Raw genomic sequence first — 8,812 nt, 5'->3', positions numbered from 1 at the left:
TTCCAGAACACACTTTACCACCAGAAGAACTTGCTAGACGCAAAGCTGAAGATGAGGCATTTTATCAGCGCTGTCGGACAATTTTTGAGCGTGTGCGTCCTGATTTTATTCAGGAACACTATGGCTGGTATATTGCTGTGGAGCCAGATAGTGCAGATTATTTGATTGATGTGGATAAAATGCAAGCTCATAAAAAAGCCCTAGAAAAGTACCCAAATACTAGACATTGTGTATTCTGTCTAAATGAAACAGGAACAACTGGCACAATATGATTCAGGGTAACTTTGGGGATAATGGGCAACTTTTTTTTGAAATTGATTTGATTACATCTGATGGATTAGATTTGTCTGTAGATGCCATGTTGGATACTGGTTTTACAGGCTTTATGGCTATTAATAAACAAGATTTAGAGAGTTTGGACTGGGCTTACATCGGTGAGGAATCTCTACGAACTGCTAAGGGAGAATCAAGATTTGATATTTATTTAGGCAAGGTAATCTTAAACGAACAAGAGTATGAAATTAATGTTTATGTGGGCAATGAAATTACGGAAGTTTTGTTAGGTTCGGAATGGCTAAAAATTTTGCCGTTGGTGGCAAATTATCAGGTTAGTATATTAACTTTGGGATAACTGCGATGCCTACGACTGGCTACGCGCTCGCATTTCAGTTAATCGGTAAATCGCGGAGAAAGTAAAAGCGATCGCTATTCAAATTACTGTCTTTTATTCGTCCTAAATAGCCTGTTAAAGGTGAAGAAAGTTCAATTAGAATTTCGTGCATTTCTACTGTTTTTATTGGCTGTGGCGGATGTGAGCCGAAATACGCACCATGTAAAGCTTCAACACCAGCAGATTCTATCCCTGAGTTTTCTAAATAATTTTTGACAAGCTGGGTAATGTGCGATCGCAACTTAATCTCTCTCTCCACCTTATCAATATATTCATCAATTTTATAGTCGATTTGCCCAGGTTCTAGATATTGCTGTAATTCGACTAAGTTAATAGCCCCTGGATATTTTGCTTTGAATTCAACGAGTTTTTGTAGAGTCATTACATTTATAATACTGATTTTAGATATCTGAGCAGATTCTTTCAGATTTTTAGTTGGTTCACCTGGGCCAATAATCAACCGCATAGCTTGAAGATAATTTTCTTTAAGATGCCTTTTACCAATCCTATCTAATTCTTCTACTGCACGATCAGGAATGCTTTTACCTGCTTTACATTCGCAAACAAGAGGATAAGGTTGTGAGCAAAATAAATCTAAGCCACCTGCACCACCTTTGTAGTTTTCTTCAACTTTGAATCCTAAGAAATCAAGGCTACGGCGTGCGATATTTTCAAAGTCTGTACCAGCTTGGTAGTTGCTTTTACCCTCATCTTTTTCGATGCTGCGATCGCCTAATTTTGCAATATCATTTATCCAAGCTAAATTTGAATCGGGTTGCTTAATTAGCTTGTCATTACTCCAACCCAAAAATACTTTGATATCGTCGTCTAATTGTTTAGCTGCTGCTTGGCTAATGGCTAGGGATGCGATCGCACTCTGCAATTCTTCCAATTCAGGATGTAGCGCGGGTTCTAGCTTTTCTAATTGGCGTTTGCGTTGGGCGAAGGTGCGATCGTTTAAAATTGGCTTTTCTTCAGAAACCGTTAGAGAATTAGATAAACTAACAAATTTTCCTAGCTTTTCCTGAATGTTGGGATTAACTAATATTTCTTGTAACTCAGGTAACTGATAGACACGCAAGTAAGCCAGGAAAAGATACTGTTGTTTTTGTAGTATCTCCTTTAATACTTTTGGTGTCCATATTGTTAATTTAGACAAAATCTCTAATGGCTTAGTCTCGTCTAAAATTTGGCAAAGTTCACATTTAGCCCAAGCTTTGATTGAAACTGAAGAGTCAGTAGGATAAAGTGCAAATCTCCGCCCAGGATGAATAAACATCCTGGGTAAAGCTGCAATTGTTCGCCCCTGTATTAAGGCTTCAATATCAGGAACGGGTAGACACAGCGCTGTTAGAATTGAGAACGGCTGATTCATTTCTAGTTAGTTATAGATTTAGGTCGATATTATCAGCAGTAGCAATAGGCTGAGGAATACTAATAGGTAATTCATCATCAGTTAAATTATCAGGTACTTGCCCAGAAGGATCGCTAAGGATTTCTCTAATCAAAGGATTATTTATTGCTAGTTGCTTTTGCTCAATAAATTCCAAAATCTGTTCTTTTGTCAGTTCGTAACTCTCTCTGTTATACCAAACAAAATAGATAGCTAAAAGAGGTTTAATGTCTTGGCTTTGCAAGCCTACCCATTCTCCACCCTTTTCTTTCAACAGGATTCTCAAATGCTTTCTAGCTAATACTGCATTTGGACTAATTATCTTTGAACGCACCAAGCAACCGCGAGTTAGGTTAAATGTTTTGTAATCAATTAGCCGTCCCAAGGCAGCACCTATAGCATTGCGGTCTTGCTGAACTACATCTACTCCAATCCTCACTTTTCTTTTATTGCCGATAATTTTGAAATCCATAAAGCCATTATTTGCTGCACTAGGCTCTACTTCTTCAATTGATTCGATTGTTACTCCCTCTACAGTTTCACCTATTAAACTATTGAAAGCTAGTTGAAGAGCGTTAGTAATTGTTGCTTCTTCTTGCATTAATGAATTAATAGAAGCCTCAACATTTGCTAACTCATTATCGAAGTATGCTTTAAGTGGATGGATTGTTGTAGATGTCCATGCACTTGTAGTATTCGTAGTGCTTTTTGTTGAATTTGTCGGATCATCAATAATAGGCTGATTAGGTACAAAATTCTCTGCACACCATTTCAAAACTGACCTAACAGTAGGTCTACTCTTACCAAGTTCTCTGAGTTTAGGTTCATCAAATGGGTAGAGAGGATGAGGCGGTATTTGTTGATGTTCCTCATAAAAATCTTGTAACCATTGACTCACTAGAGCAACGATATCATCAGAATTGAGATACTTTAATGCAATTGGTTGCCTATCAGCTTGTTCACTTGCTAATCTATCAACAACTGCTTCAGCTTCTGGTAAAGCCTTGATTTGGTCTTCCCAGGTACGAGGATACATTGCTAACAGTAAAACACCTTGTTTAAGACTGTTATATAAATCCTTAACTAAGTTTGCAATCACTTGTGCTGCTAAAAATCCATTATCAGCAGCATCTGCAATATCTAATTCGTCAAAACAAATCACTGGGACTCTATAATAGCTAGTTATATCTAGAATTTGGCGAACATTGCTTAATGCTTCAGCTTCTCTATCCTCGCTTTTAGGATTTGGCAACCCCATTGCGTCAGCTTGTAATTGTTCTAATTCCAAACCAGATAACCAATAGCTTGCATAATTAATATGATCTGGAGAAAGTGTCCACAAAATTGCTTTCACTATGTAAGGGTTGGTTATTTCAGGCTTGACTTTAAGAATAAGTTTTGTCAAATCTTCAATAAATTTAGTTGAATATTTATTCAACCAACTTTTATATTGACTAATATACTGTTGTGGCGTATAGTTCCATTGCTTTGCTTCGTTAATTAAAGCTGCTGCAATTTCCTGCCATTGCATTACTTTTTGACTACCAAAAGCTCTGAGACTAGAGGCGACACTTTGCAGAAATAGAGACTTAATTTGATTCAAGTTATCATACTTACTCATGTAGATAAATAAGCTACTACCTTCTGTCTGTAATCCGTGGCGAATCCGACTAATAATATGGCTTTTACCTAACCCTTTTTCTGCTGTAATTGTGATACCTACAGTTTCACGTTTTCCTTTACGGACTTTATCAACAGCATCAAAAACTGCATTAGAAGCATGAGCATTAATTGAGGGAACATCAGGAAAACTTTTACCCCATATTTGCGGTGGTCTGACCACAATATGGCCTGCAAAAGGGTTTTCATTTCTAATCAGATCATCAATGGGAGACGTGGTAACAGTCATAGTGTTGTGAAGTGAATGTCTGAAGAGTCAAATAAGGTTTAAGGTTTCAGGCGTGTGGCGTAGCAGCGTAATCCATCTAATTCTGTAGCTACCGAATCTTCAATTTTGTCGGGTGCGCTGTCTTCTACACTCCCGCCTTGCAGTTGCAAAATATCGTCGGCTTGCGTTTCCAGTAGCCAATCATTAAACTCTGTACGACTAACGCGATCGCTTATTTCTCTCCTGATCCGATAAATTGGCACCAGATTATTAAAGTTGTACTCATAGTTCAGCTTGTCGTAGACTTCCAACGCCACAGATTTAAACTCGTCGTAAGATGCGATTCCTTCGGAAAGCTTCGCTATCGCACTTTTCCCATTAACTAGTACACCTGCACCATTTCCCGCCACATCAATCTGACTAATCCACCTTACCAACGCATTCGCCGCCCAAGTACCGACAATCGTCCCTTCAAACTTAAAATCGCCAGTTCTCAAACCCTCACCCAATACCTCTAAACCCTTGCCAGATGTCAAAGAATATCCCTTTTTGGAGATTGCGATCGCACCCTGGCTCTGTAATTCCTCGAATATGCCCTGATAATCTGCTACCTTCTGGCTTTTGGATACAATTCGCTTAGTGAATTGACCCTTCTTAACTTCCTGCTGCGTTCCTCCCAAATCCCACAAGGCCAAAAGGAGACGAGTTCTAGTTTGGGCTGTATTTTGTGATGTCATATTGAGTGTATTTTTTGACAAGATATATCGTAGCGACTGTATCTTTTTAATTTATTTACTCCGAAAAAATAACCGAGAAATTGCTGAATATTTCGGCGTTTCAGCGAAATTGATTCATCAAAAATTCACAAAATATTTCCTGGGGATGAATGCAGTTCTCTCAAAGGCGGGATGGAATAGTTGAGAAAATCGATCATGATGATAGTCAAACGCTGTAGCTGTGCAGTTATAAATTGAGTTGGTATATGTTTTTTCAATTCCAGGTGAAATAACAGGAATTCCAACTTTGTTTTTGCAACAGCAAGGCTTTTAGTAAATACAGGTGATGATGAAATCCCATGAACACAACAATATATAAAGAACGTAAAATAGTTTCGCGTCTATTTGCAGTGCTGCTTTCAGCATTGCTAATGGTACCCTTGCTAAGTAGCTGCGGAGGCGGTGCCCGAAACGCTTCAACACCACCACCTGTTGATGATAGTGCTGGTAGAACAGTGAGCGATCGCAACGCGACAAACCAACCCGAAGCTAATAAGGGATTGGGTACGGGGCAAAAAGTGGCACTTTTGGCGGGAGCTGCGGCACTTTATTACGTCTACAACCAGCATAAGAATGCTTCAAAAGAAGGAGCAGAAGGCAAGTACTATCTTTCCAAGAACGGGCGTGTATACTACCGTGATGCTGAAAAACGCGCTCACTGGGTAACACCACCATCGCAAGGAATTCGAGTACCGGAATCTGAAGCACGGCAATATAGTCAGTTCCAAGGCTATAACGGGAGTACTACAGGTCGCGATCTCACTGGCATAACTTCATCCGCAGCTCCAGCACTCTAGATTCAGTGAAGCGTGTGTACATCTAAAGCGGGTTTCCTGGAGGATAACGCCGATCGCGCACGTCGGAAACACGAACTTAAATCAGGAGACAGATTATGGTAGATGAATTTTTCCGAAAGGCGAAAGATTTGCTTTTGGGGTCGAACAGCGATGAAGCTGAAGAAGATGCCAAATTGCGCGATCGCAATGTACGTCCAGCCAGCGAAGACCCATACGGTGATCCCGCAGACCCGGCATCTTACGGCAACGTCACCCCAGCCAGTCAAGACCCCTATGGCGACCCCGGAGATGTCGCGTCTTACGGCAACGTCCGCCCAGCTAGCGAAGACCCTTACGGCGATCCCGCAGATCAAGGGGAGTTTGGTAACGTCCGCCCAGCCAGCGAAGACCCCTATGGCGACCCCGCAGATCAGGATTCCCGCCGCTAACGCGAAACTAATACTTTGTCAAGCTATTTTTGAAGGTTCGTAGTCAGGACTAAAGTCCTGACTACGAACTTACTTACCCATCAACTTAAACTTGACAAAAAACTAAATCTCTCTCCTGCAAGGAGAGAGATTTTTAATTTTCCCCCTTCCCGCGTCGGGCTATGCGTTACCCACATCTTTCTTTACAATCTTGAAACCCATGTTCTATAACCGTCTTAGACACTGAGAATTTAGGCATACTTGACAAATTCGCTTTTAATCTTCTCGCTAAAACTGCGTTTTTATTGAGAATGAACAACGAACGAATCTGGGTTATAAAAACCTGAGTCAATACTCTCGCAAATGTTAAGAAAGATCCGGGTAATGGATAGCCGCGTCGGGGAGGGGGTTAGGTTTTTCGTGGGCTTTTTCAGATGAGTGAAAAATCAGAGCAGGATGTGGGTAAGTCTAAAGACTGGCTCTCTAGAGCCAGATTTTCCAGAAAGCACTTGAGAATAAGTAGGCAGAGGGATGAACACGCCAAGAGACTGGCGCGTAACCTAGTCAGGTCTAACGACCTAGTAGCCTATGAAAACTTGCAGGTGCGTAATCTACTCAAAAATCATTGCTTGGCTAAGTCAATTGCTGACGCTAGCTGGTATTTGTTTCGGCAATGGATTGAGTATTTTGCTGGTAAATTTGGTAAATTAGCAGTTGCTGTTGCACCACATTACACGTCACAAATGTGTTCGGCTTGTGGTGCAATTGTTAAAAAATCTCTATTAACTCGCACCCATGTGTGTACTTGTGGATGCGAGTTGCATAGAGATACTAACGCAGCAATAAATATTCTGAATCTTGCAAAAGCTAGGGATGGGCAATCCCAAAGTAACGCTAATGGACTAGCAACCTCTACGCTACTTGGCGAAAGCCTGGTAGAGCAAGTAGCTAGGATGAAATTAGAATCTCCGTAACAAAGCGAGGGGGGAGTGTCAATTAAACTCTTCGAGTTGATCCACACGCAACCAAATATTAGGTGTTGGTACTTTCCCAAACTTAATCAGGGCGTAATCACCTTTGACATCGACAATTTCGCCCTTAGTTTCAAACAAATAAGAAGGAAAGCGACTATCACTAGCTTTTGCCTCCAGACTGTTTTCTAGTTTCTCCCGCACAGCGCGAACCATATCTCCTTTTTTGACTGCCATCAGTTCCTCTCTCAAATTTGTAACTTCTCTTATCTGCATTTTAAGAGAGTTCCAAGTTAGAAGTAGGACTTACGCAAACAATAGCCGAAACCCTAATTTTCAGGTAGGGGCAATTCATGAATTGCCCCTACCGCGTGTAGTTTTGCGTAACTACCTAACTCCTAACTCCTAACTCCCCGTAGCGTTTGACACTGGGAGCAAAAGTGACTAGATCGCCCAGCTAACCTAATCCGTTGAATTTCTGTACCACAAACTCGACAGGGTTCTCCAGCGCGGTTATAAACCCAGGCAACACCACCATAATTGCCGTTAGTACCTTGAACATTTAGGAAATTACTAAAAGTCGTACCACCAGCCTCAATGCTGGTTTTTAACACTTGAATTATGGCTGTTCGCAAACGCTCAATTTGCTTGAGCTGCAAATCTATACACAAGGTTTCAGGTAAAATTCCGCTCTTAAACAACGCTTCATCGGCATAAATATTACCTAATCCCGCCACCACCGATTGATCCAGTAGCGCTGTCTTAATCGGACGGCGACGGTTTTGGAGTTTGCTTGCTAGATATTCCACAGTAAATTCGGGTGAAAATGGGTCTGCTGCCAGTTTTGCCAAACCAGTCATAATACTTTCTACAGCAACACCAGGCGGAACCCACCATATTTTACCGAAAGTACGCTGATCCACAAAGCGTAATTCCTGCTGATCCCCAAAAAATAATCTCACCCGCGTGTGCTTATGTAATGGTTCATCTCGATGCAGCCATAGTAGTTGACCGGTCATTCGCAGATGAACCCCTAGCCAGCCGGTTGATAAAGGCGAAGATGAGGGAGAAGGGGGAGAGAGTGTGGCTAGGAGATATTTACCGCGACGATGCCAAGTAGCGATCGCATTCTTTTTAATTCCATCAACAAACTCACCGACAGAAAACGGGTAGGCGATGGTGCGATCGAGCAACACATCTCCACCCGTAATTTCTTGGTTGAGGGTCAATTGATTTAGACCCCTTCGGACTGTTTCAACTTCAGGCAGTTCAGGCATTCAAACAGATTAAGCAAGCAATTTTGATGTACTTGGGGGGTCAATAAAGAAGAGATAAAGTAGTATGTTAGACACACGTAGGTGGCTTGCCGTACTACCAAAAAGAAACCGTAAATACCCGCAGGACGGCTTCTCGTAGATTAGAGTAGGCTAGGACGAAGAATGAATGAACTGAAAGTTTCATACTTCAGACTTCATACTGTAAGACTTCCCTTCATCATCGCATCAAACAACCCCCTTGTAGCTTTGCTGCTATTTTTTAGCTGGTTTAGCCTTTGGTGCTTCAACCTCTACTAATTCATCCTGGGCAAAGTTGTTGGTATTGATACCAGAGTAATTTACCTTTTCAAAGCGGACAATTACTGGGTATTTGATGCCGCTTTGGTCAATGGAAGCCACAGTTCCAAGATCCTGAAACCAGTAGGATTCAGGGCGGAGAATACGTACTTTAGAACCACGTTGAACCATGATTATTTTCCCTTTATAGTTATCAATCGCCAATCTAGAGGGCTAATTGATTTCACTCTACAACCTGAAGGTCGCACCAAGAGTCTTTGTTAAGTTATTTGTCTGAATTTGGCATTGGGCATTGGGCATTGGGCATTGGGCATTGGGCATTGGGCATGGGGCATT

General features: G+C 41.3%; 10 protein-coding genes and 1 pseudogene. 5 read left to right on the top strand and 6 right to left on the bottom strand.

Translation table 11 applies throughout. The annotated features are described in order from the left end of the window. A partial coding sequence (locus HWQ41_RS13600) for a hypothetical protein (RefSeq protein WP_292763465.1) occupies positions 1–272 on the top strand: 272 nt, incomplete at its 5' end. Next, positions 269–631: an aspartyl protease gene (locus HWQ41_RS13595; protein WP_292763464.1), complete on the top strand. Its 363-nt coding sequence runs from the start codon at positions 269–271 to the stop codon at positions 629–631. The genes HWQ41_RS13600 and HWQ41_RS13595, both read left to right, overlap by 4 nt. A gap of 34 nt (positions 632–665) precedes the next feature. On the opposite strand, the gene HWQ41_RS13590 is transcribed toward HWQ41_RS13595, so the two are convergent. The 3 genes from HWQ41_RS13590 to HWQ41_RS13580 are packed head-to-tail and all read right to left on the bottom strand — an operon-like array spanning position 666 to position 4,688. Beyond that, a complete protein-coding gene (locus HWQ41_RS13590) occupies positions 666–2,045 on the bottom strand; it encodes a DUF1802 family protein (protein ID WP_292763463.1) in 1,380 nt (459 codons plus the stop codon). Between the two features lie 10 nt (positions 2,046–2,055). Next, complete coding sequence (locus HWQ41_RS13585) at positions 2,056–3,972, bottom strand: hypothetical protein (protein ID WP_292763461.1); 1,917 nt, start codon at positions 3,970–3,972, stop codon at positions 2,056–2,058. 38 nt (positions 3,973–4,010) lie between these two features. Further along, entirely contained in the window at positions 4,011–4,688 is a 678-nt protein-coding gene (locus tag HWQ41_RS13580; protein WP_292763460.1) for a hypothetical protein, read from the bottom strand. Positions 4,689–5,026: 338 nt separating this feature from the next. Between HWQ41_RS13580 and HWQ41_RS13575 the strand changes: the two genes are divergently transcribed. The 3 genes and pseudogenes from HWQ41_RS13575 to HWQ41_RS13565 form a co-directional block, all read left to right on the top strand. Further along, positions 5,027–5,524 (top strand): hypothetical protein, encoded by a 498-nt coding sequence (locus HWQ41_RS13575; protein WP_292763458.1) that lies wholly within the window; start codon positions 5,027–5,029, stop codon positions 5,522–5,524. A 95-nt stretch (positions 5,525–5,619) separates the two neighbouring features. Further along, the gene (locus tag HWQ41_RS13570) at positions 5,620–5,952 is read left to right on the top strand and encodes a translation initiation factor (protein ID WP_292763456.1); all 333 of its coding nucleotides are present in this window, start codon (positions 5,620–5,622) and stop codon (positions 5,950–5,952) included. A 473-nt stretch (positions 5,953–6,425) separates the two neighbouring features. Continuing rightward, positions 6,426–6,905, top strand: a pseudogene (locus HWQ41_RS13565) (transposase); the annotation flags it as partial. A gap of 18 nt (positions 6,906–6,923) precedes the next feature. Here the strand turns inward: HWQ41_RS13565 and HWQ41_RS13560 are convergent. The 3 genes from HWQ41_RS13560 to HWQ41_RS13550 all read right to left on the bottom strand — a co-directional run bounded on the left by HWQ41_RS13560 (position 6,924) and on the right by HWQ41_RS13550 (position 8,647). Further along, complete coding sequence (locus HWQ41_RS13560) at positions 6,924–7,139, bottom strand: NAD(P)H-quinone oxidoreductase subunit O (protein WP_292763455.1); 216 nt, start codon at positions 7,137–7,139, stop codon at positions 6,924–6,926. Between the two features lie 161 nt (positions 7,140–7,300). Next, on the bottom strand, positions 7,301–8,179 hold the full coding sequence (locus tag HWQ41_RS13555; protein WP_292763453.1) for a DNA-formamidopyrimidine glycosylase: 879 nt from the start codon (positions 8,177–8,179) through the stop codon (positions 7,301–7,303). Between the two features lie 252 nt (positions 8,180–8,431). After that, positions 8,432–8,647, bottom strand: coding sequence for a photosystem I reaction center subunit IV (locus HWQ41_RS13550; RefSeq protein WP_012410286.1), 216 nt, complete (start codon positions 8,645–8,647; stop codon positions 8,432–8,434). Positions 8,648–8,812: the final 165 nt, after the last annotated feature.

Source organism: Nostoc sp. NOS(2021) (assembly GCF_017115025.1).
Taxonomy (GTDB): Bacteria; Cyanobacteriota; Cyanobacteriia; order Cyanobacteriales; family Nostocaceae; genus Nostoc.
Note: the sequence above shows the minus strand (reverse complement) of the source record. Positions and strands in the feature narration are given on the sequence as shown.